This window comes from Pseudomonas sp. NPDC089422, assembly GCF_044749405.1.
Taxonomy (GTDB): Bacteria; Pseudomonadota; Gammaproteobacteria; order Pseudomonadales; family Pseudomonadaceae; genus Aquipseudomonas.
Window position 1 is genome coordinate 1 of the sequence record NZ_JBIVHW010000014.1, and the last position, 24501, is coordinate 24501.

The window sequence follows — 24501 nt, forward strand, 5'->3', positions numbered from 1 at the left end:
AGTGAGTAATCACGCTGTGTGCGCTTTACACCTTGCTCCATCTGACTCTCCGGAAATTCGGGATGGGAGGTGTAAACCTTATTCAGGACGGGACAGCCTTGTTAAAAAAGCCCCATGAGCAGAGGTCCAGCAGCTCGTTGAGGGCTGCTCGCTAAGTCCGTGGATCGTGAAACTCTTCATGGCAAGTGTTCCGAAGGCGACAGTCGAGAAACTCTAACACTAAGACGTCAGGCGGGGTTGCTCGCCACCGATCTTGCAGGTAAGGGGAGCGACTGCGGACTGCTATCTGAAAATACCCTGAGTTTATCGAGTTCCGAGGAAAGCTGCTAAAGCCAGTCGGTCGTGCCGCTGATCCACCCCTGAAAGTCCCGTCTAATTGGCGTCCAACGCACCCGGCACACCGCAGAATAGGGCCTGGCTGAACATGGCTGGCTTCACTACGGTTACCGCACCCGGTGCATGGATTGGTGGTCTGACGCAAGCGCCGACGGCGACGCTAATAGATACCGATAACCTGTGCTTATCAGACCTAATATAGCGAGGTGAGGGAGGTGCTGTCAGTATTTAGATTCGGAACTGCTCCCAGATGCGCGCCCGATTAACGCAGGTCCTGACCTACCAAGCTGGCGTGATCCGAGCGCACGGCAGCGCCGATACATACCGCTTCGGCGCTAATCTATTAACAACTGCGAGTAGTTAAAGTTGTGACCCGTTAACTATTTATCCACACATTGAACCGGCTTAGCCTGCTCGACCTTTTCACTACCTGAGTCAATTCAATGAATATGTCGAGCCACCATTTCAGCCATGTAGTACGTCATCGTCGATCCATGCGTGAGTTTCTGCCGCAGGCTATTCCTTCCGATCTGATCCAGGCGGTGCTAGAAGACGCCCAGCAGGCCCCCTCCAACTGCAACACACAGCCATGGCAGGTCCACGTGGTGTCAGGCGCTAAACGTGACGAGCTCGCTATGGCACTGTCGGCTGCTGATGATGCCGAGCGCTTCACACCGGACTACTACTTTGATATGACTGAATACCCTGAAATCTATGCGGAGCGGGCTCGATCCAGCGCGAAAGCGCGCTACGATGCCATTCATGTCACTCGTGAGGATAAAGAGGGCCGTGCTAAAGCTATGCGTCAGAACTTGAATTTCTTCGGCGCGCCACATGTGGCCTTACTCTTCATGCCTGCGCTAGGGGATAGCGTTCGGGTGGCCAGTGACCTAGGCATGTACGGCCAAACATTCTTGTTGTCATTGACTGCTCATGGATTGGCAGGTATCCCGCAGACGCTTTTGGGAATGTATGCCCATACTGTCCGCGAGGTGCTGGGCATCGACTTGGAGATGAAAATGCTTTTTGGTATTTCTTTCGGCTATGCAGACCGAGCTGCAGTTGCCAATGACATCACCGTAGGTCGAATTCCGGTTTCGCAAAGCGTAACCCTCCACGGTTAAGATCGACTCCTTACGACGTCCGATCTTCTTGCCGGGCGTCGCTTTGGAGTACAAAAGGTTTGAGTCGGAGTTACCTTCGGCGATCATGTGGCAAGCCAGTGTTTCCGCAGATCGTTAGCCAAGCTGATCGGAGAAATCAAAAAGGGGTTGTAAAGGATCGTCATGTGGTTAAGGCCGAGGTGGATGTCCTCAATACCCTTGATTGTTTTCAATACCTTTGTTTTGATCCGTGTGAGCTGATCCTGAACCGGCACGTTGAAATTTTTGGCGGTTACGTCGAAGTGCAGATAGTTCCCTCCGGGAAAGCAGATTTGCGGAGTAGGTAGCGGGCTCGCATTCATATTGAACCTCCTAAGTTACGCAGGCGATGGGACCTCGTAATGGACCCCATCGCCACAGCCAGATTTAGCGGTGGCTAACCACAACTGCTGGGTTATCTACGGGGGCTGGGGGTTGTTGAGCCCAGATACCCTGGTCGATATTCACATCCTGAAAAGCACTAGCAGTCAGGACTGGTTCGGTAACACCCGCTTTACGTTGCTTGTCGTAGTCTGCGAGCAGCCTGAGGCCAACTTTGCACAGCAGCGTCAGGGCGATCAGGTTTACCAAGGCGGAAAGGGTCATGGTGATGTCGGCAAACGCGAATACGGTTGATAGGTCTTCCATTGAGCCCCAGAGAATGAGTGCTAGCACGATTGCGCGGTAGCCGAGAAGTACCTTGCGACTTTCACCAAGGATAAACTTCAGGTTGTTCTCGCCGAGGTAGTAGTTGTAGAGGATCGAGGTAAACACGAACAATGCCAGTGCAGCGCTAATGAAAATGCGCCCCCAGTCGCCCACAACCGCAGCTAGTGAGTTTTGGGTCAGAACCAGACCGTCACCGGCAAAGCCGGCGGTGTAGAAGCCGGACAGCAGGATCAGCAGAGCAGTGCAGGTACAAATGACGAACGTGTCGAAGAACACGCTAAACGCCTGTACCACACCTTGAGAAATTGGGTGTCTGACCTCGGCCACTGCCGCCACGTTTGGAGCACTGCCCAGGCCGGCTTCATTGGCGAACACGCCGCGTTTGACCCCCATCACGATGGCGCTGCCAATGAGGCCGCCGAAAGCCTGGTCCAGGCCGAAGGCGCTTTTGATGATGGTCAGCAGCATCATTGGCACATGATCGAACTGCAAAACAATCACGTAGAATGTTACCGCCACGTAGGCTAGCGTCTTCACCGGTACCAATAGGTCTGCCACCTTCGCGATACGCTTGATGCCGCCTACAAATACCAGCCCCAGCACGACGGCCAGGACGATGCCCGAATGAGTAGGATCGATGCCGAAGGCATTTTGCAGGGAGTGCGTTACGGCATGCGATTGAAGACCGTTGAATGAAAAGCCGAAGGTGACGATGAGCAAAATTGCCATCAGTACGCCGAGCCATCGCTTGTTCAACCCGTATTCAATGTAGAAGGAAGGTCCGCCATAGAATTGGCCGCTGGCATCTTTACGCTTGTACAACTGGGCCAAGCTACATTCCATAAGCGTGGTCGCCATTCCAACCAGAGCTGTGACCCACATCCAGAAAACAGCACCCGGACCACCCATTGTTACAGCAACCCCAACGCCGGCAATGTTGCCTGCACCTACCCGGCCCGCGAGGCTTAACATAAGCGCTTGAAACGAGCTAATTTGCGCTGAACTGCTGGTGAGGCTGTCTTTGAAAACTTTAAACATGTGCAGGAAATAGCGAAGCTGCACAAAGCGTGTCTTGATGGTGAAATAAGTCCCTAGTCCGACGACCAGGACGATGAGCAGCTTTCCCGAAAGAAAACCATTGATGGCTTCGAGCATGGCGCAACCTCATTGTTATTTTTACTGGGGGTAGTGCGAGCATCACGCGGCCGACTCAGCCGCGTGGTGAAGATATGATCCGATCAGGCGCGGTCTTGCAAAGCCTTGATGTGCTTCCACATCAGGGCAGGGTTCGAATACATCGGGAAATGACCGCAATCAGGGATGCACGCCAGTTCCACGCCTTGTGCAGCGATATGGTCGAGGTAGGACAGGTGTGAGTTGGTTATCCCATACATGTATTGGCGCGGGAAGGGTAGTGCGAGGAATTTGTCCATCAGCTGAGCATTGTCGGACAAGTCCACCATCGATTCGAAAATGCCACGCACTGCGCCGGTCCGTACTTTATGCGCGAGGCTGGCGGCATAGAGTGCACTTGCAGGATCAGAAGCCAACCGGGTGCGATTGATAAAATCACGGAAGAAGCCCGCGTCGTCCTCACGATCATGATCATGGATCTGCCGACTGAGGAAGCAATCCTCAGGTGCAATGTTGCCTTCGATATCAACGAAGCTTTGAATGCGATCAGGCTCTTCGTGAGCCAATACCAAGCCGGTCAGCCCCCCCATGGAATGGCCTACCAGATGAAACTTGTCGACTCCGAAATGCCTGAGCACGGCCTGCGCGGTTTTCACGAGGAATGGGATGTTGATGCGCGAGAGGTCGGCGCACTCCGTCTCACCGCAGCCTGGCGCATCATAGGCAATGAAGGGGTTTCCTTCAAAAGACGCTTGCAGCGTGATATCGGCGTAGTCTTCTTTGGTGGAACCGAAACCGTGGAGGAACAGGATGGGCGTTTTTGGCCCGGTGCGGTGTATCACCGCCAGATCGAGCTGTACACCATCGATGTTCAATGGGACTTTCTCGTACGTGAAGCGAGCTGCATGGGACACGGATACAAACTCCTATAACAGAGTCCCCAATGTTGAACTCGCCAAATGATTTGTAAAATACGAAGCCACGAACCCTGTCATACGCCTGGCCTATGACTGCAAATCTTGCCTTGCATGGTCGATCATTCCCTCCACCAATGGGTTTTTGTGCTCGCTATGCCAGGCCATGGCCGTGATCACCACTTTCACTTCGGGATGTAGGGGGCGGATAAGGACGTTCTCCGGCGCGAGTTTACCCATAGACGTCGGCACCAATGCGATGCCCTGTCCGCAACTGACAAAGGCGACTTGTGACGATACGGACCGCACCTGGTGGACGATGCGCGGTGCGAAGCCGCTGGCTTTGCACTGCCCAACCAGGTAGTCAAAGTACACAGGACTCACATCCCGTGAAGCCATGACCAAGGTTTCGTCCGCGAGGGCTTGTAGAGAGATTGACTCCTTGGCAGCCAAGGGATGGTCTTTGGGTAGTGCTACAGCCAGCCTATCTTCGGACAACGGCAAGGATTGAATATGTCGACCGAGATTCCCTTCCAGGCGTGCGAATGCAATGTCGATATCACCTGCCTCCAGTGCGGGTATGGCTTCCGCGCTATCTATCTCCCGAACCGATACCGTAATCAACGGATGGTTCTGTTTGAAGCGCTCGATCAACGGGGGTAGCACGTCGATCATCGCCGATGTAATGGCCCCGATGGTCACCACGCCGGCATGTCCTGCGACGGCTTCGTGAACCGCCAACTCTAGTCGCTCCAGTTGATCAGCGAATTTCCGGACCGCGGGAAGAATCGCGGCGCCGGCGGCAGTAAGCTGTGCTCCGCGGCGAGAACGGGTAAAAAGTTGAACGCGTAGCGACTGTTCGAGCGCCTGGATCTGCTCGGTCAACGGCGGTTGCGACATACCCAGCCGCTTGGCCGCGCGACTGAAATTTTGGTCTTCTGCCACAGCCAGGAACAGCCAAAGGTGGCGTATCAAGCGAAAGTTGATCACAGCGCTTTTCCATAGGTTTAGGATATAACAAGCTTAGCTTATTCGTAATATACGTATCAAATCTCGGCGCCGATACTCAAGCCTCACCTACAAGAGGCCTGCAACAGATGAGCTTGAAAGCCCCGCTTGAACGCCTGGCTGCGCTCGATACCAACACAGTGTCGGACGCTCTGGACTTCCTCGAACTGCCTGGCGCCACTAATGGCCTGATGCCGCTCTGGAACTGCCCCAAAATTGTCGGCCGAGCCAGCACCGTGCAGTTGGGGCCAAAGCAGGACGTGGCGCCCACCGTTCACCTGATTACCCCGGTCGTGGAGCAGGTCACCACCGATGACCGCGTGCTGGTGATCGCCGGTGGTGTCGACGGTATCTCCAGCTGGGGCGACATCCTCGCCAACGCAGCCCAGCGCAAAGGCATTCGTGGATCAATCATCGATGGCTTCAGCCGCGACATCTGCGGCAGCGCGGATATCGGTTACCCGGTCTTCGGACGCGGCGTGACCATGATCAGCGCGCGCAACCGACTCATCCAGATCGACGCGGCCGTCAAAGTTCGCATGGCCGGTGTTGAAGTTGATGAGGGCGATTACGTGATCGCCGATGAATGCGGCACCGTTTTCGTCCCGGCCAATGCCATCGAGAAAGTGCTTGATCTGGCTGAGCGTATTGACCGCCGCCAAGCCGGCATGGTCGACGCTGTTCGCGCCGGTCGCTCGGTCGAAGAAGTCATGCACGACACGCAATTCGAAGCCATCAAGGTGGAGCACTGATATGAGCCTTTCTGATAAAGACCTGGTCGCCTTGTTCGAAGGCTTGGATACCCCGGGTGTGTCCGACGCGATGGATAAACTGGGCCTTCCAGGCCAGGCCTTCGGTATCGCGCCATTGGCCAACTACAGCGAGGTCGTCGTCGGTCCTGCCTTCACTGTTCAGTACGTCAGCGCGAGCACACCGCCCGGCACTGTCGGTGACTTCATTGATGAAGTAGCACCAGGCGACGTAGTGGTCATCGCCAACGACGGTCGTACTGATTGCACGGTGTGGGGCGACATCATGACCCAATACGCACTGGCCCGGGGTATTGCCGGTACGGTCATCGACGGTGTCTGCCGCGATGTGAACAAGGCGTTGGGTGAAGGCTACCCGCTGTTCAGCAAAGGCCGTTACATGCGTACCGGCAAGGACCGCGTGGAAGTCGTGGCTGTAAACCAGCCAGTGTCGGTTGGCCAGGCTCGGGTTTGCGCCCGCGACATCGTTGTCGCTGACGCCAATGGCGTCGTCATCGTCCCGCGCAATCGTGCGCAGGAGGTCGCTGAAACGGCACGTCGCATCGAACATGTCGAAGCACAGATCCGCGAACAGATCGCCACTGGCAAGAGCCTCAAAGAAGCTCGTGCCGCCCTCGGTTACCACTCCCTGCAGAGCAAACAGCCATGAGCCTTCCACACGATTATCAGAACATTGCAAAGGTCCTCGGTAGTTCCACCTTGTATGAGGCCTCTGGGCTGCCATCTGCAGTCGACCGCGCGATTCGCGCTGTCTGGAAGGGCGCCTTCATTGCCGCCCCCGCTTACCCGCTGCAGTGTTCGCCTGGTGACAACCTGGGCTTGCACTTGGCCGTGGCAAAAGCGCCGCGCGGTAGCGTCCTGGTCTGTGATTGCGCCGACTTCATTGCTGGCTACTGGGGTGAAGTGCTCACGGTGGCGGCGGAAGCCGCAGGCATTGTCGGTTTGGTAATCAATGGCGGCGTACGCGACATCGCCGCGCTTGAAGCGCATGGCTTCCCGGTGTTCGCGCGGGGTATATCGGTCAAAGGTACTGTCAAGGCGACTACGCCTTCAGTAGGTAAACCGTTCGACTTCAGCGGTGCACAAGTAAGCGCCGGCGATCTGGTCGTCGCGGACGAGGACGGTGTGATCATCATCCCGGCGGATGCAGTCGAACGCACGCTACGCGAAGGCCAGAAACGTGCGGACAAAGAAGCAGCGTTCATGGCCAAGCTGCGCGAGGGTCACACCACCATGGACCTGATGGGCCTTACTCATCCGGAGGAACACGCGTGAGCCTGGAAACGCTGAACCGTCGCTTGGAGGCTGCCAAGCCTTCGGCAACCTACAAGATCATCGACCGCGTGGCTGCGCGACGCGCAGAAGGGGCGAAGATCATTTCGCTTTGCGCGGGTGAGCCTGACTTCGATACGCCGGAGCACATCCGTACCGCAGCCATCAGTGCAATCAACAATGGTCATACTCGTTACACCCAGGTGGCCGGCCTTCGTACGTTGCGAGAAGCCATCGCGCGTAAATACCAGCGTGAGAATGGTCTGGACGTCAGCTGGCAGGACACGCTGGTCTGCAGCGGCGGCAAGCAAGTCATCTTCAATGCCCTGGCCGCAACCCTCAACGAAGGCGACGAAGTTGTGATCCCCGCGCCGTACTGGGTCAGCTATCCAGAAATGGTTGAGCTTTGTGGTGGCGAGTCGCGCATTCTCGCTTGCGGCGCCGAATCGAGCTTCAAGCTGACCCCGCAAGCACTGGCCGAAGCCATCGGCCCGAACACCCGCTGGCTGATCCTGAATTCGCCGTCCAATCCCACGGGCGCCGTGTACGATCGCGACGAACTGCAGGCTCTGGCTGAGGTGTTGCTGGCCCATCCGCAGGTTCTGATTCTCGCTGACGACATCTACGAGCACCTGATTTTCGACAACCGTGAATTCCTCACGCTTGCCCAGGTTGAACCACGTCTGGCTGCACGAACGTTGACCATGAACGGCGTGTCGAAAGCCTATGCCATGACGGGTTGGCGAATCGGGTTTGCTACCGGTCCCCGCTGGCTGCTCGAGGCGATGGAGAAGCTTCAGGGGCAACAGACCTCAGGTGCCTGTTCCATCTCGCAGCACGCAGCAATCGCTGCCCTCGACGGTCCGAAAGACTTCATCGCTCATAGCCGCGAAGTCTTCCAGCAACGTCGCGACTTTATGGTCGAGTTGCTCAACCAAGCGCCGGGCATTAGTTGCGAAGTTCCGGGAGGGGCTTTCTACGCTTTCGCCGACTGTTCTGGGCTGATCGGCAAGCGTTCTCCCGCCGGTTGTGAGTTGGTCAATGATGAGGCGGTGGCCCTGGCGTTGCTAGAGGAGGCCAACGTTGCAGTCGTTCAGGGCAGTGCTTTTGGTCTTTCTGGCTACCTCCGTATTGCTTACGCGCTCGATGACGATTCTCTGCGTGCGGCGTGTCAGGCTATCCACCGCTTCTGCGAGGACGCGCGATAGCTAGATAACCACGCTCAACTAGAGCAGCGAAAGGCTGCACCTCCTCGATTGCATACGTGCGAAACAGGTGGTGCAGCCTTTTTTTGGACGCAGTCAATGTCCGCTCTGGGCCATTGAGTCGGGCCAAGTCAGGGATGTCAGCAACTCGCTGCGGGTACACTGGGAAGCGGTTGTCGTCGCCGCATTCGTGATCTGCACTTCATTGGCTTCACGGATTGCAATCAGGCGGGTGAAGTCGCAATGCGAAGTGTCGTTCAGCGCTTCGCTTAAGGCATTTGACCTCCTCATTTGCCCAACCCTGAAGTAGGACCGATTACCGTCACGTCGCACAGCAATTCTCTAGCCCGGGTTCAGGAACTTGAGACTGGATAGAAGCTTACAAAGCCCCCGCATGGGCGTTCACTTCCAATGCGGGGGGCTAGTATCCCTATCGCGGCCATTTGAAATGGTGCCAGGCTAGCGGCTAGCCAGTAACTGCTGGACGCTCAATAGTAGTACTTGCTTCTTCCTGTTCTGTCGTATTGCTCTGATGAGCCCGCGACAGTCTTTTCAGCAACGGTAACAACAGTAACGCCAGCGTCATTCCCCCTAGAGCTGCCCACCCAAGCCCGTTGAACAAGCGCATGTAGAGCGGTAGCGACAGGGCCGCCTGCATGCCTGCTGGCGGCAATTGCGCAAGGTTCGCCACCGCACTGCCCAGGTACTGGGCCACGCCAGCGGCTACCAGGTAGGCGCCCATCATGAAGCCACTCATCCGTATTGGCACATAGCGCGAGATCATCGCCAGGCCCAGGCCACTGATCAGCAAATCGCCGAGTGCGTACAGCGCATAGCTCCAGACCACGAACCAGGACGACACTCTACCGTCCACCGCGAACTGGCCGCTGACCGCGAGTAGGAAGAAGCTGGCCGCTACCGCAGCGAAGCCGAGGGTGAACTTCACCGCGACCGGGGCATCGTGACCACGGCTGGCCAGCCTGTTGTAGAGCAAGACCAGGAACGGCCCCAGCACAATGATCCAGATAGCGCTGAGCGCCTGGAACTGAGCAGCACTCCAGGTGAACAGCGTGTGCCCGAAGAAGGTGAACCGTGGGTCGACATTGCGCAGTGCGAACAGCGTGATGGAGGTGTATTGCTGTTGGTAGAAGATGAAGAACAGGAACACCTGCAGGGTCAGTATGAGTGCTGCAAGCAGACCGGCGCGTTCCGCTGGCGCCGCCCTGACGGTCATGTAGAGAAAGATCGACAGTACGGTGAGCCCGGCGGCCCAGATGGTGAAGGTGGCCAGCAAGGTGTGTTCGAGTACCAGGGCGGTGAACAAGCTCAGTGCCACAGCTCCGGCGACTATCCCGGCGACACGCTTCCAGCACACCGGTTGGCTATCGGCGGGCGATCCAATGTGCGCCAGCGTGCGGTACATCAGCAGGAAGTTGAGGATGCCGAAGGCCATGCCTGCGCAGCATACCGCGAAGGCTGCGCTCCAGCCCCAGTGGTCCTTGATCCAGGGCGTCGCCAACATCGAGGCAGCCGCACCGAGGTTGATCGCCAGGTAGTAGGTGGTGAAGGCGCTGTCGATGCGTGCCTCATCGCCTTCATAGATGCGCCGAACCAGGCTGGCGGCATTGGCCTTGAACAGGCCGTTGCCGACCACGATCACGCTTAGGGCGGCAAACAGGTAGGGCAGTTCCTGCCGCGCCAGGGCCAGCATCAGGTAGCCGCTGCACAGCACCACGGCGCCAGCGATCATGGTGCGGCGGGCGCCGAGTACCCGGTCGCCGATCCAGCCGCCGATGGCGGGGGCAGCAAACGCCAGGGCACTGAAGGCGCCCCAAGTCAGGTTGGCACGGCTGTCCTCGAAACCGAGTTTGTCGATCATGAACAGCACCAGCAGCGCGGCCATGCCGTAGAAGCCGAAGCGTTCCCACAACTCGACCAGGAAGACGGTAGTGAAGGAGCGGTGTTTCGATGTCGGGCGCATGAAGGGCGGCTCTCCGATTATTGTTTTTCGAGTGATCGAGCACAGGCGCCGCTCCCGTTTGACCTTGGGCGACGCAGGGGCAAGGCTACGATCTCCACGACGGGTTAACGAGCCAACAAAAAGCCACGGTGTTAACCGTGGTTTGCCACCCTCGACGCTCAGTCCAGCCCCCGTCTTCTGGCAGCGTCGCGCAGGCAATCGATCAACATGCTGGCCGCTGGTGTGGGTGGGCTGTTGCGCCGGGTGACGATCTGCATCGATATCGGCGGGATGGTGTCTTCAAGGGGGAGCACCGACACCGAGCTTTGCCACTTGAAATCCAGCAACTGGCGGGGCATGGCCGTGATCAGGTCGGAGCCCTGGACCAGGCCATGGGAAACGCCGTAGCTCAGGCATTCAACGATACGCGTCGGTGTGGGCAGGCCCTGCCGGTGGAAGGCATCGAACAGCACCTGGGAAGAGCTGTCCGGCGCCAGGTTGAGCAGCCAGTCGGCATCGGCCAGTTCTGCCAGGCTGGTTGCATGCGACAGGGGATGCCCGAGCCTTGCGACCACCACCAGCTCGCTCCTGTACAACTCCACGTGCTCGAACTCGTCGGCGATCGTCTCGGCCCCCATCGCCAACACGGCAAAATCGAGTGTGCCGTCGTGCAGTTGCCGTAACGCGGTACCCGGGAAGCCCTCGCTGATGTTAACCCGTGCGCCCGAAAAGCGACGGCGGAAGGCGGCAAAGGCCTCCGGCAGGATGGTCAGGGCCGTGGCCGGGGTGATGGCGGCCGCCAGCGAGCCGACGGCCCCGTCGCGTGCTTGCTCGACATCTTCGCGGGCGCGCTGCATCTCGGCAACGATGAGCCGGGCGCGGACGTTGAGCTGCTGCCCGATGGCGGTCAGTTGCACGCCCCGGGTGGTGCGCACGATCAACGACACGCCCAGGACGTGCTCGAGTTCCTTGATGGCTTTGGTCAGCGCAGCAGGCGACAGGTGCAGATGCCGTGCTGCCGCACGAATGCTGCCTTCCTCGACGATGGTGACGAAGGCTTTGAGCTGGTGGTATTTCATGGACGATCCGTGGCCTGGACGGGGGAGCGGATTATCTGTGCTGTGCGGGTGGCTGCCCAGCGGCAATCGTCGGTGAACACCAACACCATTCATTGGCTTATGAGCTGCAGCCATGGGGGATAGGCTCCGCTCACACAAGAACCCGCCCATGAGGAAACACCATGTCACCCGTCTTGCCCGACATCGCTGCCATTGCGCCAGAGTCGATCGAGCTGCGCAGACGCATCCATGCGCACCCTGAACTTGCCTTTGAAGAAACCGTTACCAGTGATCTGGTGGCCGAGTGCTTGACGGCTTGGGGTTACGAGGTTCATCGAGGCCTGGGCGGCACCGGTGTGGTCGGCGTGCTGCGAGCCGGCAGCGCCACCCGCAGCGTCGGCCTGCGTGCGGACATGGATGCCTTGCCGCTCACCGAGCACACCGGCCTGCCTTATGCGAGCGTGAATGCGGGGAAGATGCATGCCTGCGGGCATGATGGTCATACCGCCATGTTGCTGTGTGCGGCCCGCCACCTGGCGCAGACCCGTGCGTTCAGCGGCACCGTGAACCTGATTTTTCAGCCGGCCGAGGAAGGCTTCGGTGGCGCCAAGGCGATGATGGATGACGGCCTGTTCGACAGATTTCCCTGCGATGCCGTGTTCGCGCTGCACAACATGCCAGGCATCGCCGCCGGTGACATGGCCTTCTGCGTGGGGCCAATGGCGGCATCCTCCGACAACGTGACCATCATCTTGCGTGGCGTAGGCGGGCATGGCGCATTTCCCCACCGTGCGTGCGACCCGATGCCTGCGGCCGGAGCCATCATGGTTGCGCTACAGACCATTGTCGGGCGTGACGTCGATCCGCTCGATGCCGCGGTGATCTCGGTGGGCAGTGTGCATGCGGGGGAGGCCTTCAACATCATCCCCGAGACTGTCGAGATGAGGCTGTCTGTGCGCACGCTGGATGCCACGGTGCGGCAGCGGGTCGAGCAACGCATCCGTGCGCTGGTGATCGGCCAGGCGGAAAGCTTCGGGCTGCATGCCGAAATCCACTATGACCGGGGTTACCCGGTATTGGTCAACGATCGGCACATGACCGAGTTCGCCACGGCAGTCGCATTCGATCTGCTGGGCGAGGCGCGTGTGCAGGCGCAATCCAGGCCGGTAATGGGCAGCGAGGACTTTGCCTACATGCTGGAACAGGTGCCCGGCTGCTATGCCTATATCGGCAATGGAATTGGCAGCCGGGGAGGGTGCATGGTCCATAATCCGGAGTATGACTTCAACGACGACATTCTTGCGGTCGGTGCCAGCTTCTGGGTGCGGCTGACGCAAGCCTGGCTGGACGGGTGATTTGCGCGTTACCGGATACCCAGGCCAAAAAAAGGGTGCCTAATCTGGGCACCCGAAGAGAATTTCTTAGATCGCGAGGCTGCGCTCGCGCAGTTCTTGGTTGAGGATGCGGTCGTTTTCGTTGTAATCCACCGGGCAATCGATCACGTGTACGCCCGGGTTGGAGATGCAATGGTCGAGCAGCGGTAGCAAGGCATCCGCACTTTCCACTCGATAGCCGCTGGCGCCATAGGCTTGAGCGTATTTGACGAAGTCCGGGTTGCCGTAGTCCAGGCCGAAATCGGTGAAGCCCATGTTGGCCTGCTTCCAGCGGATCATGCCGTAGCCGTCGTCACGCAGGATCACCACGGTGATGTGCATGCCCAGACGCACGGCGGTTTCCAGCTCCTGGCTGTTCATCATGAAGCCGCCGTCGCCGCACACCGAGATCACCGGGCGGTCCGGATGCACCAGGTGCGCCGCCATCGCCGATGGCAGGCCGGCTCCCATGGTCGCCAGAGCGTTGTCGAGCAGCACGGTGTTGGGCCTGTGCGCCTTGTAGTTGCGGGCGAACCAGATCTTGTAGATGCCATTGTCCAGGGCGACGATGCCTTCGGAGGGCAGCACGCGGCGGATGTCCGCGACCAGTCGCTGGGGGTAAACCGGGAAGCGGCCATCGTCAGCGCCTTCGGCGATCTGGGCTTCGTTGGCTTCACGGATCGCCATCAGGCGGGTGAAGTCCCAATGTGCGGTGTCTGTCAGCGCTTCGCTGATCTGCCAGACGGCGTTGGCAATGTCGCCGATCACTTCGACCTGCGGGAAGTACACGGCATCGACTTCGGCAGAGCGGAAGCTGATGTGGATGACTTCGGTGCCGCCACGGACCATGAAGAACGGCGGCTTCTCGATCACGTCGTGGCCGATGTTGATGATTAGGTCGGCGGCCTCGACAGCGCGGTGAACGAAATCACCGGACGACAGCGCGGCGTTACCCAGGAAGCGCGAGTGACGCTCGTCGACCACACCTTTACCCATCTGGGTGGTGATGAACGGGATGCCGGTCTTGTCGATCAGTTGCTGAAGGACCTTGGCGGTCATCTTGCGGTTGGCGCCGGCGCCGATCACCAGTATTGGGTTGCGAGCCGCTTGGAGCTTCTCGATCGCGGCCTCGATAGCCTTGTGCTCGGCCAGTGGGCGACGATGCAGGCTGGGCGGGATCGGCAGGGCGTCGGTCTGTTCGGCGGCGATGTCTTCCGGCAGTTCCAGATGCACGGCGCCCGGCTTTTCTTCTTCCGCCAGGCGGAAGGCTTCGCGCATGCGCGCCGGGATGTTGTCGGCCGAGGCGAACTGGTGGGTGTACTTGGTGATGGGGGCCATCATGCCGCACACGTCGATGATCTGGAAGCGGCCCTGCTTGGACTTCTTGATCGGTTTCTGGCCGGTGATCATCATCATCGGCATGCCGCCGAGATACGCATAGGCACTGGCGGTCACCAGGTTGGTCGCGCCAGGGCCCAGGGTCGACAGGCTGACGCCGGTCTTGCCGGTCAGGCGGCCATAGGTGGCGGCCATGAAGCCCGCGGACTGCTCGTGGCGGGTCAGCACCAGCTTGATCTTCGACTTGCGCAGGGATTCGAGCAGGTCGAGGTTTTCCTCGCCTGGGATACCGAACACATACTGGACGCCTTCATTCTCAAGACACTGCACTACAACATCTGCTGCTTTGGCCATGCTGGTTTCTCTGTGAACACCGTATAGGGGTATGGGGGCAGTAAGTACAAAGGGCCAGCGTTCATTCTGGCCCTTTGATTGAAGCGGCAGTCAGGTACGCGGTACCGCCAAATTACCGAGATCTTCCTTGAGTTCCCGCGCCTCAATAGGTTTGTCGACGATCCACAGGTAAGCGACCGCTGCGCCGACTACTACCAGGCCGCCGCTGAGAAATGCCAATGCGTACGAACCGGTAGCATCGACGATGAGACCAGCCACCAGAGGAGAGAATGCCCCACCGAAGTAGCCGCCGAAGTTCTGGATTGAACTGACGGACCCCACCATAGATTGGGGGGCGATTTCGGTGGCTAGTGCCCACGCAAGCGAGTTGGTCACTGAGATGAAAAACAGTGCCACGATCATTGTCACGACTGTCGAGTGGAGCGTGGTAGTAAGCGGCAGACAGCATACGGTGATGACGGTCAGCGTGGTGGACAGACCGATCATTGTCTTGGTGGCCTTGAGCGAAGTCAGGTTGAAACGTTCGGCTATGCTGCGGACCGCAAAGCCGCTGAGTACCGCCCCAATCGCGCCACCGATCCACGGCAGGGATGCGTAAATACCCATTTGGGCCAGTGACACATGGTAGGTCTTTGACAGGTAGGAGGGGAGGAACACGATGAACATGTTCCAGATCCAGATGTTGCAGAAGTACCCAAGGATCATGCCCCATACCGCGCGGTAGGTGAATAGCGTTGACCACGGTATACCCGATGCTTTGTTGCCGCCGGTGCGCTCGACACCGCCTCCACCAGCCTTGATGAACTCGAGTTCGTCAGCCGGAAGCCTGCGCGCCTTGTCCGGGTTGCGGAAAAACGCGTAGAAGATGATCGCATAAATGATCCCCGCCAGCCCGCTGACGATGAACAAGCCGCGCCAGCCGAAGTAGACCATGATGGTGACCAGCACAGGAGGCGCGATGGCGGCTCCCCATTTGGCAGAACTGGTAAAAATTCCGGTTGCGATGCCCCGTTCCTGTTTGGGGTACCAGACAGAAATGACCTTGGTCGCCGTTGGCCAGCAAGGTGCCTCGGTAACTCCAAGCAAGGCTCGCAAGAGGATCAGCACGATGAGGCCACTGGCAAAGCCTGTCGCCAGTGTTGCCAAGCTCCAGAGCAGCATTGAGCCAGCAAAAACCAGGCGCGAATTGAAGCGGTCGATGATCCATCCGGACGGCAGTTGGGCGAGGGCATAGCACCAGGCGAATGCGGTACCCATCATGCCGATATGGGTGGCACTCAGCTCTAGGTCTCGTGACATCTCTGGTGCTGCGATGGCCAATGTGGCACGGTCGAAGTAGTTGATCATTCCGCCGATCATTAGCCAAAAAACGGCTTGGCGACGGTGGTTTGTGGCGGGGGTGCTGGCGGAGTTGTTCATAGTGCCTCCCCGTTAACCAAACGAGTCGGGATCAGGCTAGGGAGCGAGCAGGCATACCCGCAACAGGTGTGAACAGTCATCATCAAAGCCTCGGATTTATTTTTGGTAGGGCTTTCGTTTTGTGGATCGTTTTTGATGGTATGGGCAGGGGCCGAGACTGACGATTGCTAGATATGTGCCGGGTTATAGCTTCAGGACAATGCTCACCACCGTGCAGGCCGTACTGCCTGCTCAATCGCTTGTGAGGCTCAACAAAAAATGGCCCGCGTACGGGCCATTTGTGCTTACTGCAGACAAAAATTTCAGAACAGTACGCGGCAACGGATGGTGCCATTGATGTCCTGAAGCTTTGCGAGCGCCAGATCAGAGTGCTCGGCATCCACGTCGATGACCACGTAACCAACGTTCTCTTCGGTCTGGAGGAATTGACCAGAGATGTTGATGCTGTTTTCTGCAAAGACCTTGTTGATCTCGCTCAGCACCCCTGGCACGTTTTTATGGATGTGCAGAAGGCGATGCTTGCCAGGATGAGAGGGCAGGGCAACTTCAGGAAAGTTTACCGAGGAAATGGTAGTGCCGTTGTCGCTGTACTTAACCAGTTTTTCTGAAACCTCCAAGCCTATGTTGGCCTGGGCTTCGGCCGTAGAGCCACCAACGTGGGGGGTCAAGATCACGTTATCCAGGCCGCGCAGAGGAGAGTCGAAGGAGTCCTGGTTGGAGCGAGGCTCCACCGGGAACACATCGATGGCAGCACCAGCCAGATGCTTGTCCCTGATTGCGCTTGCCAGGTGATCGAGTTCGACTACTGTGCCACGGGAAGCGTTGATCAACAGGCCGCCCTTCTTCATGGCGCGAATTTCCTTTTCACCGATCATCCACTGCGTGGATGGCAGCTCAGGGACATGCAGGGAGACGATGTCCGAGGTCTGGAGCAACTCCATCAAACTGCCGACCTGAGTGGCATTACCAAGAGGCAGTTTGGTCAAAGGATCGTAGTAGATCACCTGCAGGCCCAGGCTTTCCGCCATTACAGAAAGTTGCGTGCCGATAGACCCGTAACCAACGATGCCCAAGGTCTTGCCTCGGACCTCAAAGGAGTTCGCGGCACTCTTGATCCAGCCACCACGGTGGCAAGATGCGTTCTTTTCCGGAATGCCGCGGGCAAGGACCAGTATCTCGCCCAATACCAGTTCGGCCACGGAGCGGGTGTTGGAGTAAGGCGCGTTGAAAACGGCGATCCCACGCGCTCTAGCAGCCTTCAAATCCACCTGGTTTGTACCGATGCAGAAGCAGCCCACCGCAATGAGCTTTTTCGCCTGCTCGAACAGTTCATCCGTGAGTTGAGTACGTGAACGGATACCTAGGAAATGGACATCCGCAATCTTCGCTCTGAGCTCCGCCTCGGGCAGTGAACCTGTCAGGTGCTCGACGTTGGTGTAGCCGGCAGCCTTGAGAGTGTCGACCGCGTTCTGATGCACCCCTTCGAGGAGGAGAAATTTGATTTTGCTTTTGTCGAGGGAAGTCTTGCTCATCTCTTGAACCCATGCTCCGAATAATACGCAGTGTTGGATGGCGGCCCCTAACGGTGAAGACCGACCGAAGCTAACCTAGCACGCAAGACCGGAGACGTGCTGAGGTCCGACTTGACCCTATTTCAGGTGCTGGTGAGGGATGTTTACTTGAGCTTTGAGGTGCGAACGGCTATCAGTGCGCGCTAGCCAGACTCGGTCATGTGAGGCAAAAGGCCCGTAGTGGCGGGGGTTGGACCGGTCAAGCCGTGCCCGGGGAACTGAGGACTACTGCTCGTTCAGAGCATGCCGAAGCGGGTGTTCAATCACGGTATCCATTAACCTAAAGGCATAACCTACAGCAGATTAAGCATAGGGTGCTGAAGGGGCGCGACCCTATCATCGGAGGAAAACAACAGCATCCTACTGGTGCCCTCGATAACTCCAATGACAAAGGATTCCCATGCCAGTCACCCTGAATCGATTCCTGCAAGCGGCACGCCCTTCGGCAACCTATCAGGTCATGGACCGCGTCGCCGCCCGCAGAGCCGGAGGAGCCTCCATCATCTCCCTCAGTTCTGGTGAGCCAGATTTCGATACGCCGCCCCATGTCAGTGAAGCGGGTATCGCGGCTATCAAAACGGGGCACACGCGCTATACGCAGGTAGCGGGGCTGCAGCAACTCCGTGAGGCCGTTGCTGAGAAGTTTCAGCGCGAGAACGGGCTGCAGGTGGACTGGCGCAACACGTTGGTGTCGAGCGGCGGTAAGCAGGTGATCTTTAATGCGCTGGCGGCAACCCTCAATGAAGGCGATCAAGTCATCGTGCCTGCGCCTTACTGGGTGAGCTATCCGGAAATCGTGCATTTGTGCGGAGGAGAACCGGTCATCGTGCCTTGCACCGCGCACAGCAATTTCAAACTGACTGCTGAGGCACTGGAAGCGGTGATCGGACTGCGCACTCGCTGGCTGATTCTCAACTCACCGTCCAACCCTAGTGGAGCTGTATATAGCCGAGAGGAGCTTGAAGCACTGGGGCAAGTACTGCTGCGTCACGAGCATGTGATGGTGCTAAGTGATGATATCTATGAGCACCTGATCTTCGATGATCTCGAGTTCTTCACCCTGGCTCAAGTCACCCCGCTATTGGCCGAGCGAGTATTGACCATGAATGGTGTGTCCAAGGCCTATGCAATGACCGGGTGGCGCATCGGTTATGCGACAGGGCCGGCCTGGCTCATCAAGGCCATGGAGAAGCTGCAGGGCCAGCAAACATCTGGGCCTTGCACGATTTCCCAGCGGGCGGCGCTCGCCGCGTTGTCGGGGCCAAAAGATTTTATCCGACAATCCCGCGTAATTTTCCAACAGCGCCGGGACAAGGTGCTTAAGTGGTTGGCGGATGCACCTGGCCTGCGTTGTGAAGTGCCGCAGGGCGCGTTCTACGTGTTTGCCTGTTGTGCAGAGCTGCTCGGCAAGGTCACGCCCAAGGGGACGGTGCTGCGCAGTGACGAGGATGTGGTCAATGCACTGTTGGACGAGGCCGATGTAGCGTTGGTGCACGGCAGCGCGTTTGGCCTTGGTCCATATATCCGAATTGCCTACGCCCTCGATGATGACTCATTGCACCAGGCTTGCGATGCGATCGTGCGCTTCTGCTGCGCACTGCGTAATGCATAGGCATCCACCCTGCACTTATCACGAGCCCAGCTCGAAAGCCTGCGGATAATCCGTAGGCTGTCAGGGCCGGGCGTGCTAGTTTTGACCGAAAGGCAGGGAAGTCTCTCCTGCCGCGGGTTGTAATCAGTCGGGTACCGCAATGAAATTTCGCCTGCGTCAGATGGAAGTCTTCCGAGCGGTCATGCTCACAGGCTCTATCAATGGTGCGTCCAAGTTGTTGTTTACATCGCAACCTGCGATCAGCCGGATCGTCTCTCACACCGAACAGACGCTGGGGCTAAAACTTTTTGATCGGGTCAAGGGTAAACTGATCCCTACGCCGGAAAGCGAAGCCTTGTTCCAAGAGGTGGAGGAGTTTTACCAGCACGCATTGCGAGTTGATGAATTCTCGAAGAATCTGGCAGAAGGGCCCTCGGGTACGTTGAGCATTTCCACCAGCCCCTGCCTGAGCAAAGGTTTGATGCCTCGGGTCATCACTAACTTCCAGAAGCGCTATCCAAAAATTCGTATTCACTTCCATGCAACGCTGCTGAACAACATGGTTCAAGAGGTGCTGAGTAACAAGGTGGATATGGCGGTGTCGGTCCTACCTCTAGAGCATGCTCACCTGACAGCGACACCCTTCACAGAGGGACGGATGGTGTGTGTCGTGCCGCGCGGGCATGAATTAGGGCAACAGCATCAGGTAAGCATGGCCGACATGGCGCGCTACACCATCATTACCCATGACCCAGGGGTGCCGTTCGGCCAACTGGTCTCTGCGGCCTTCAAGAAGGCCGATGTGTCGTTCACCAGCAGAATCGATATCCACCAAACCGATGTGGCGTGCTCGTTTGTGCGAGCCGGGGCGGGTATCGCGATTGTCGACGAGTTTACCGTGGAGGGCCTGGGGTGGGATGAGCTACAAGTCATTCCCCTTGCGGATGAGATCAAGCTTACGCCGAGCATCGTTCGCTCCAGGTTCAGTCATGGTCGAACCTACGCTGACAAGTTCGTCGAATTGCTGCTACAGCAGGTTGAGAAGGAGCGAGGGCCGCTTTCGCGCCTTGCAAACTAGATTTCTACACGGTCAGGTGCCCTGGGCAGCGTCAGTTGTCCGGGGTGTGCTTGTTGCTCAGATTGTGTTGGAAAGCAGGGTGGCGATTAACATAAAGGCATAGGGTGTGGTCAAAACAGCACTCGTCTGCGAGCTGCCACACTCCTAGTATCTCTAGTCATCGCCCTGTGCTAATGGGGCCTTTCAACTGGAGAGTTCTTCAACATGAAGATCGGATTGATCGGGGTCGGCAACATCGGTATTCACTTTGCCAACCGTCTGCTGGCAGCAGACCATGAACTGTTGGTGAATGACCGCAACCCGGTCGCGCTTGAAAAGCTTGCCGCCAAGGGTGCAACCATTGTCGAGAGCGCGAAAGAGCTGGCCTCCCGCGCCGAGATCGTGCTGCTCTGCTTGCCCTTGCCGCGCATCGTTTCCCAAGTGGCGGCAGAGGTCGCCGAGGGCAGTGCAGTGCGCATCGTGGTCGATCTTTCCACCACCGGCCCGACCGTAACCCATGAAGTCGAAGCGCTCCTGAAGGCGCGCGAAATCTCGCTGGTCGGCGCGCCGGTAAGCGGCGGGACCGTCGCGGCCGAGAAAGGCACCTTGGCTATCATGCCGTCAGGCCCTGAAGCAGCGTTCAAAACCATCGAACCGTTGCTGCAGGTACTGGGCAAGAACATCTTCTACCTCGGGGTCGACCCTAGCCTCGGCCAAACCATGAAGATCATCAACAACACGTTGTATGCCACCACCATGGTCGCCAGCAGTGAGGCCCTCGTTTATGGGGTAAAGGCCGGTCTGGATCCCCAAACCATGCTCGATGTGATCAACGTCTCCAGCGGCCGTTCGTTCGCCACGCTTGAGCGTATCCCGCAGTGCGTGCTTGACCGCAGTTTCCCCGTACGTTTCACCACGGAACTGCTGCACAAGGACGTGAAGATGTGCATGGACGAAGCCGAGAAGCTCGGAGTGCCAATGCAGGTCAACCCAGCGACCCGTCAGTTCTTGGCCTTTGCCCTGTCCCAGGGCGACGGCGACAAAGACAATGCTTACCCGATTCGTCATATCGAGCAATGGGCGGGTGTCGAGTTCGGCTCGAAGCCGGCCGATGCCGAATAACTGCACCGTTTTCCTCCATCACTTCCAAGAAACCAAGGAAAAACCATGTCCTTCATCAAGATCCGCAAGAAGCTTCTGAACGTCGAGAACATCTATCACGAAGGCGGTCCGGTACGTCAGGAACCCATCAAGCAGGGCTCGATCTCGGTCATCATCCAGAACCCATATGCTGGCCGCTATGTTGAAGACCTCTCGCAGTTGGTGAATGAAGGCAAGGCGCTGTCCGAAGTACTGGTTCAGGAGCTCATTGAAGCTCTGGGTGGCGTCGACAAGATCCAGGGTTACGGCAAGGGTGCGATCGTGGGCCTGAACGGCGAGCTCGAACACGGCGCGACCTGGCACGAAGCCGGTGGCTGGCCGATGCGTGCCGCGCTGCCGAAAGCCAAATCGATCGTTCCTTCGGCGAAGATCGTCGCGGCTGCAGGCACTCGCCTGTACATTCCTGTGCACCATATCGAAGCTGCCTATGTACGCAGCCACTTCAGCACCGTTGAAGTCGGCACCGTCGATGGCCCGCGTCCTGACGAGCTGCTGTTCGCGCTGGTGATGTCGACTGGTAGCCGCGTCCATGAGCGTCTGGGTGGCCTGCGCCCTGAGCAGATTTCGGTAGGGGACGGTCAGCGCTAAGCACAGAGCGTCTGGCTAAAAGTGCATTTGGCCTTTGCGGCTGGAGAGCGGGCTCGTCCCGCTTCCTGCAAGGGCCCGTTCAATAAGAAAAAGGAGACATGCCGTGGAGCGATCCGCTATGCAGCCGCCATCGACCCCGCAAGCCGACGTAGCCGGAAAGAAGCCAACGCTACTTGTCCTGGTGTTCATTTCCGAAGAGCACCGCGAGCTGGTGTCGCAGCAGTACGAACTCATCTACGCTCCCAATCAGAATCTGGGGGCTGATCGCAGTAACGGCGCCGCGCAGATCGCCGCCCGAGGTAACGATATCCGGGTGGTGCTGACCAATGGCACCAATGGTCTTTTCGCCGAAGAAATCGCAGGGATGCCGAACCTTGAGATCGTCTGTACCTTGGGCGTCGGATTCGAGAACGTCGACCTCGGCGCTGCTCGTGATCGCGGCATTCCCGTGTGCAACGCTGCAGGAACCAATGCTCCTGCTGTAGCCGACCACGCCATGGCCATTTTGCTGGCGGCCATCCGCCGCGTTCCGTTCCTCAACAGTGGCGTGCGGACGGGATTGTGGCGAGATGACATCCCGCGCCCACCTCATGTTTCCGGTCGCAAGCTGGGGATCTTTGGCCTGGGCTCGATCGGTAAGGAAGTAGCCAAACGTGCCATGGGCTTTGACATGGAAATCGGCTATCACAGCCGTACGCGCCGGGACGAAACTGGCTTCCGCTGGTTCGATGACATCGTCAGCTTGGCAGAGTGGTGTGACTTCCTGGTAGTGGCTGCGCCGGGCGGTAAAGCGACTTATCACATTGTCAGCCATGACGTGCTCAATGCGCTGGGCCCTCAAGGGGTCATCGTCAACGTTGCGCGAGGGACCTTGGTCGATACCGATGCGGTAGCCGATGCCTTACGCGACAACCGTATCTGGGCGTGTGCGCTCGACTGTTACGAGAACGAACCCACCCCGCCGGCGCCGCTGCTGGAGTTTGACAACGCGGTGCTCACCCCGCACATCGGCGGCATTTCTCCTGAGGCCATTCACGCCTCTGTCGTGCGCTTTCTGGAGAACGCCGAGCGTCACTTCGCAGGCCAGCCGTTGTTGACCCAGGTGAACTGACGATGCCATTTGAAAACCTGATTGCCGGCAGTTGGGTTGCAGGCGCTCAATATGGCCTGAACCGCAATCCGTCGAACCCGGACGACATCATTGGTGAGTTTGCGCAGGCGGATTCGGCGCAGCTGGATATAGCCGTGGCTGCTGCGCTCAAGGCGTTCCCACAGTGGTCCACCGGCCCAATCCAAACACGCAGTGACGCGCTGGATCGAATCGGCAGCGAGATTCTGTCGCGCAAGGAAGAGTTGGCAAGCTTGCTGGCCCGGGAGGAGGGCAAGACCCGCAACGAGGCGCTCGGTGAGGTCACCCGTGCAGGACACATTTTCCGCTTCTTTGCTGGCGAATGTCTGCGCCTGAGTGGCGAGGTCTTGCCTTCCGTGAGGCCGGGGGTTGGTGTGGAAATCACACGCGAGCCTGTTGGCGTCGTGGGGATTCTCACCCCCTGGAACTTTCCGATTGCCATTCCTGCATGGAAAATTGCGCCTGCCTTGGCCTTCGGTAACTGCGTGGTCTTCAAGCCTGCTGATTTGGTCCCGGCCTCGGCATGGGCACTGGCCGAGATCATACATCGCAGCGGCATCCCGGCAGGTGTGTTCAATCTGGTGATGGGGCGAGGCAGCGTGATTGGCGACCCCCTGGTTACCCATCCGGGCATCGCTGCTGTGAGTTTCACTGGATCAGTCGATGTGGGGCGGCGTATCGCCTTGCAGTGCGCCGAGCACGGCAAGAAAGTGCAGCTGGAAATGGGCGGCAAGAATCCGCAGGTGGTTCTCGATGACGCTGATCTGAACGTCGCCGTCGAGCTCAGCGTCCAGAGCGCTTTCTTCTCGACAGGGCAGCGCTGCACCGCCTCCAGTCGCCTGATTGTGACGGAGAACATCCACGATCGTTTCGTGCAGGCCCTGACGGAGCGTATGGCATTGCTGCGCATAGGTGATGCCTTGGCTGAGGGTACCGATATCGGCCCGGCCGCCAGCGAGTCGCAGTTACATCAGGACCTGCAGTACATCGAAATCGCGCGTGCCGAGGGCGCCGAGCTCGTGGCGGGAGGAGATCGCGTGGCGTGTCATACCGGTAGCGGCGAGCCAGGCTACTTCGTCGCCCCAACACTGTTTACGCATACCGGTCCCGACATGCGCATTAACCGGGAAGAAGTGTTCGGACCGGTCGCCAGTGTGATTCGCGTCACCGATTACGAAGAAGCGCTGGCCATAGCCAATGACACCGAATTCGGTCTTTCTGCAGGTATTGCGACCACCAGCTTGAAGTACGCCACACACTTCAAGCGGCACGCCCAGGCCGGAATGGTGATGGTCAACTTGCCTACGGCAGGTGTTGACTATCACGTGCCGTTTGGCGGCCGCAAAAACTCAAGCTATGGCCCACGAGAACAAGGACGTTATGCACAGGAATTCTTCACCACCGTGAAGACTGCCTATGTAGCTTCTTGAGTTTCAATAGCCTTGCGCCGGC

Annotated in this window: 21 protein-coding genes and 1 pseudogene; 12 read left to right on the forward strand and 10 right to left on the reverse strand. The window is 58.3% G+C overall.

Features of this window, described 5'->3' with window-relative positions; genetic code table 11:
- Positions 1-785 precede the first annotated feature (785 nt).
- Complete coding sequence (locus ACIPZ8_RS23275) at positions 786-1460, forward strand: nitroreductase (RefSeq protein ID WP_400728501.1); 675 nt, start codon at positions 786-788, stop codon at positions 1458-1460.
- 83 nt (positions 1461-1543) lie between these two features.
- On the opposite strand, the gene ACIPZ8_RS23280 is transcribed toward ACIPZ8_RS23275, so the two are convergent.
- The 4 genes from ACIPZ8_RS23280 to ACIPZ8_RS23295 form a co-directional block, all read right to left on the reverse strand.
- Positions 1544-1801, reverse strand: a complete 258-nt coding sequence (locus ACIPZ8_RS23280; RefSeq protein WP_400728123.1) for a hypothetical protein — start codon at positions 1799-1801, stop codon at positions 1544-1546.
- Positions 1802-1865: 64 nt separating this feature from the next.
- Entirely contained in the window at positions 1866-3302 is a 1437-nt protein-coding gene (locus ACIPZ8_RS23285; protein ID WP_400728126.1) for an alanine/glycine:cation symporter family protein, read from the reverse strand.
- 83 nt (positions 3303-3385) lie between these two features.
- Positions 3386-4195, reverse strand: a complete 810-nt coding sequence (locus ACIPZ8_RS23290) for an alpha/beta fold hydrolase (RefSeq protein ID WP_400728129.1) — start codon at positions 4193-4195, stop codon at positions 3386-3388.
- 90 nt (positions 4196-4285) lie between these two features.
- Positions 4286-5185, reverse strand: a complete 900-nt coding sequence (locus ACIPZ8_RS23295; protein ID WP_400728132.1) for a LysR family transcriptional regulator — start codon at positions 5183-5185, stop codon at positions 4286-4288.
- Positions 5186-5292: 107 nt separating this feature from the next.
- Here ACIPZ8_RS23295 and ACIPZ8_RS23300 point away from each other — a divergent pair, with 107 nt between their 5' ends.
- The 4 genes from ACIPZ8_RS23300 to ACIPZ8_RS23315 are packed head-to-tail and all read left to right on the forward strand — an operon-like array spanning position 5293 to position 8453.
- A complete protein-coding gene (locus tag ACIPZ8_RS23300; protein ID WP_400728135.1) occupies positions 5293-5955 on the forward strand; it encodes an RraA family protein in 663 nt (220 codons plus the stop codon).
- A 1-nt stretch (position 5956) separates the two neighbouring features.
- Complete coding sequence (locus tag ACIPZ8_RS23305) at positions 5957-6622, forward strand: RraA family protein (protein WP_400728138.1); 666 nt, start codon at positions 5957-5959, stop codon at positions 6620-6622.
- Positions 6619-7248: an RraA family protein gene (locus ACIPZ8_RS23310; protein WP_400660518.1), complete on the forward strand. Its 630-nt coding sequence runs from the start codon at positions 6619-6621 to the stop codon at positions 7246-7248. Before ACIPZ8_RS23305 ends, ACIPZ8_RS23310 begins: the two co-directional genes overlap by 4 nt.
- Entirely contained in the window at positions 7245-8453 is a 1209-nt protein-coding gene (locus ACIPZ8_RS23315) for a pyridoxal phosphate-dependent aminotransferase (protein WP_400728141.1), read from the forward strand. Before ACIPZ8_RS23310 ends, ACIPZ8_RS23315 begins: the two co-directional genes overlap by 4 nt.
- 133 nt (positions 8454-8586) lie before the next feature.
- On the opposite strand, the pseudogene ACIPZ8_RS23320 reads toward ACIPZ8_RS23315, so the two are convergent.
- The 3 genes and pseudogenes from ACIPZ8_RS23320 to ACIPZ8_RS23330 all read right to left on the reverse strand — a co-directional run.
- Positions 8587-8723, reverse strand: a pseudogene (locus ACIPZ8_RS23320) (hypothetical protein); the annotation flags it as partial.
- 193 nt (positions 8724-8916) lie between these two features.
- Complete coding sequence (locus tag ACIPZ8_RS23325; protein ID WP_400728144.1) at positions 8917-10431, reverse strand: peptide MFS transporter; 1515 nt, start codon at positions 10429-10431, stop codon at positions 8917-8919.
- 158 nt (positions 10432-10589) lie between these two features.
- Complete coding sequence (locus ACIPZ8_RS23330) at positions 10590-11489, reverse strand: LysR substrate-binding domain-containing protein (protein WP_400728147.1); 900 nt, start codon at positions 11487-11489, stop codon at positions 10590-10592.
- A gap of 161 nt (positions 11490-11650) precedes the next feature.
- On the opposite strand from ACIPZ8_RS23330, the gene ACIPZ8_RS23335 reads away from it, so the two are divergent.
- Positions 11651-12823 carry a M20 aminoacylase family protein gene (locus ACIPZ8_RS23335; protein ID WP_400728150.1) on the forward strand — a complete coding sequence of 391 codons (1173 nt, stop codon included), beginning with the start codon at positions 11651-11653 and terminating at the stop codon, positions 12821-12823.
- Between the two features lie 66 nt (positions 12824-12889).
- Here the strand turns inward: ACIPZ8_RS23335 and ACIPZ8_RS23340 are convergent, their stop codons facing one another.
- From ACIPZ8_RS23340 to serA, 3 genes are all read right to left on the reverse strand, one after another.
- Entirely contained in the window at positions 12890-14533 is a 1644-nt protein-coding gene (locus tag ACIPZ8_RS23340; protein WP_400728152.1) for an acetolactate synthase large subunit, read from the reverse strand.
- A gap of 90 nt (positions 14534-14623) precedes the next feature.
- Positions 14624-15952 carry an MFS transporter gene (locus ACIPZ8_RS23345; protein WP_400728155.1) on the reverse strand — a complete coding sequence of 443 codons (1329 nt, stop codon included), beginning with the start codon at positions 15950-15952 and terminating at the stop codon, positions 14624-14626.
- Positions 15953-16254: 302 nt separating this feature from the next.
- Positions 16255-17484, reverse strand: coding sequence for a phosphoglycerate dehydrogenase (serA, locus tag ACIPZ8_RS23350; RefSeq protein ID WP_400728158.1), 1230 nt, complete (start codon positions 17482-17484; stop codon positions 16255-16257).
- Between the two features lie 439 nt (positions 17485-17923).
- On the opposite strand from serA, the gene ACIPZ8_RS23355 reads away from it, so the two are divergent.
- From ACIPZ8_RS23355 to ACIPZ8_RS23380, 6 genes are all read left to right on the forward strand, one after another.
- Positions 17924-19135, forward strand: coding sequence for a pyridoxal phosphate-dependent aminotransferase (locus ACIPZ8_RS23355; protein ID WP_400728161.1), 1212 nt, complete (start codon positions 17924-17926; stop codon positions 19133-19135).
- Positions 19136-19274: 139 nt separating this feature from the next.
- Positions 19275-20192 carry a LysR family transcriptional regulator gene (locus ACIPZ8_RS23360; RefSeq protein ID WP_400728164.1) on the forward strand — a complete coding sequence of 306 codons (918 nt, stop codon included), beginning with the start codon at positions 19275-19277 and terminating at the stop codon, positions 20190-20192.
- 204 nt (positions 20193-20396) lie between these two features.
- Positions 20397-21293 carry an NAD(P)-dependent oxidoreductase gene (locus ACIPZ8_RS23365; protein WP_400728167.1) on the forward strand — a complete coding sequence of 299 codons (897 nt, stop codon included), beginning with the start codon at positions 20397-20399 and terminating at the stop codon, positions 21291-21293.
- Between the two features lie 45 nt (positions 21294-21338).
- Positions 21339-21920 carry an amino acid synthesis family protein gene (locus ACIPZ8_RS23370; protein WP_400728170.1) on the forward strand — a complete coding sequence of 194 codons (582 nt, stop codon included), beginning with the start codon at positions 21339-21341 and terminating at the stop codon, positions 21918-21920.
- Between the two features lie 103 nt (positions 21921-22023).
- Positions 22024-23031: a 2-hydroxyacid dehydrogenase gene (locus ACIPZ8_RS23375; protein WP_400728173.1), complete on the forward strand. Its 1008-nt coding sequence runs from the start codon at positions 22024-22026 to the stop codon at positions 23029-23031.
- A gap of 2 nt (positions 23032-23033) precedes the next feature.
- Entirely contained in the window at positions 23034-24479 is a 1446-nt protein-coding gene (locus ACIPZ8_RS23380; protein ID WP_400728176.1) for an aldehyde dehydrogenase family protein, read from the forward strand.
- Positions 24480-24501: the final 22 nt, after the last annotated feature.

Excerpts from the sequence above, each read along its gene's own strand:
- ACIPZ8_RS23275 (WP_400728501.1), top strand. The coding sequence starts at position 786 with ATGTCGAGCCACCATTTCAGCCATGTAGTACGTCATCGTCGATCCATG.
- ACIPZ8_RS23280 (WP_400728123.1), bottom strand. The coding sequence starts at position 1,801 with ATGAATGCGAGCCCGCTACCTACTCCGCAAATCTGCTTTCCCGGAGGG.
- ACIPZ8_RS23285 (WP_400728126.1), bottom strand. The coding sequence starts at position 3,302 with ATGCTCGAAGCCATCAATGGTTTTCTTTCGGGAAAGCTGCTCATCGTC.
- ACIPZ8_RS23300 (WP_400728135.1), top strand. The coding sequence starts at position 5,293 with ATGAGCTTGAAAGCCCCGCTTGAACGCCTGGCTGCGCTCGATACCAAC.
- ACIPZ8_RS23305 (WP_400728138.1), top strand. The coding sequence starts at position 5,957 with ATGAGCCTTTCTGATAAAGACCTGGTCGCCTTGTTCGAAGGCTTGGAT.
- ACIPZ8_RS23310 (WP_400660518.1), top strand. The coding sequence starts at position 6,619 with ATGAGCCTTCCACACGATTATCAGAACATTGCAAAGGTCCTCGGTAGT.
- ACIPZ8_RS23325 (WP_400728144.1), bottom strand. The coding sequence starts at position 10,431 with ATGCGCCCGACATCGAAACACCGCTCCTTCACTACCGTCTTCCTGGTC.
- ACIPZ8_RS23330 (WP_400728147.1), bottom strand. The coding sequence starts at position 11,489 with ATGAAATACCACCAGCTCAAAGCCTTCGTCACCATCGTCGAGGAAGGC.
- ACIPZ8_RS23335 (WP_400728150.1), top strand. The coding sequence starts at position 11,651 with ATGTCACCCGTCTTGCCCGACATCGCTGCCATTGCGCCAGAGTCGATC.
- ACIPZ8_RS23340 (WP_400728152.1), bottom strand. The coding sequence starts at position 14,533 with ATGGCCAAAGCAGCAGATGTTGTAGTGCAGTGTCTTGAGAATGAAGGC.
- ACIPZ8_RS23345 (WP_400728155.1), bottom strand. The coding sequence starts at position 15,952 with ATGAACAACTCCGCCAGCACCCCCGCCACAAACCACCGTCGCCAAGCC.
- serA (WP_400728158.1), bottom strand. The coding sequence starts at position 17,484 with ATGAGCAAGACTTCCCTCGACAAAAGCAAAATCAAATTTCTCCTCCTC.
- ACIPZ8_RS23355 (WP_400728161.1), top strand. The coding sequence starts at position 17,924 with ATGCCAGTCACCCTGAATCGATTCCTGCAAGCGGCACGCCCTTCGGCA.
- ACIPZ8_RS23360 (WP_400728164.1), top strand. The coding sequence starts at position 19,275 with ATGAAATTTCGCCTGCGTCAGATGGAAGTCTTCCGAGCGGTCATGCTC.
- ACIPZ8_RS23365 (WP_400728167.1), top strand. The coding sequence starts at position 20,397 with ATGAAGATCGGATTGATCGGGGTCGGCAACATCGGTATTCACTTTGCC.
- ACIPZ8_RS23370 (WP_400728170.1), top strand. The coding sequence starts at position 21,339 with ATGTCCTTCATCAAGATCCGCAAGAAGCTTCTGAACGTCGAGAACATC.
- ACIPZ8_RS23380 (WP_400728176.1), top strand. The coding sequence starts at position 23,034 with ATGCCATTTGAAAACCTGATTGCCGGCAGTTGGGTTGCAGGCGCTCAA.